Annotated in this window: 1 protein-coding gene; it reads right to left on the bottom strand. The window is 34.2% G+C overall.

Annotation, left to right across the window (positions count from 1 at the left end; all coding sequences use genetic code 11):
• Nucleotides 1-351 (bottom strand): hypothetical protein (locus EIZ48_RS31740; RefSeq protein WP_160658839.1); only part of this gene is annotated, 351 nt, incomplete at both ends.

The following is a 351-nucleotide window of genomic DNA, read 5'->3' as shown; positions in this document are numbered from 1 at the left end:
ACCAATGACATTTTTATTCTTAGGTCTAGGCACAAGTGTCCACACTTTATTTCTTTCAAATTGACCTAATTCTTCTTGCATTGCAGCAATCCAATCCTCAGATTCTAAAGCTTCAGATATATTTTTAGGTTCAATTTCAGAAACATAGCAAGCAAGGTTTACAATATTCAAGGTTTTCTGTCTAGTATTCATACCTTCACTTACCTCACCAATGATATTTTCAGTTGGATGAGCTTTCTGTAGTCTCTTTACTCTTCTTGCCTTGACATCATCATCATCACTGATTATTACAACTTGTTCTGAATTTCCATCATTCTCAGTTGTATCTTCAGTTACAACTGAAGTTTCAAC

Source organism: Photobacterium alginatilyticum (genome assembly GCF_009910675.1).
In the GTDB taxonomy this organism is placed as follows: domain Bacteria; phylum Pseudomonadota; class Gammaproteobacteria; order Enterobacterales; family Vibrionaceae; genus Photobacterium; species Photobacterium alginatilyticum.
This window is presented reverse-complemented; position numbering and strand designations above follow the sequence as displayed.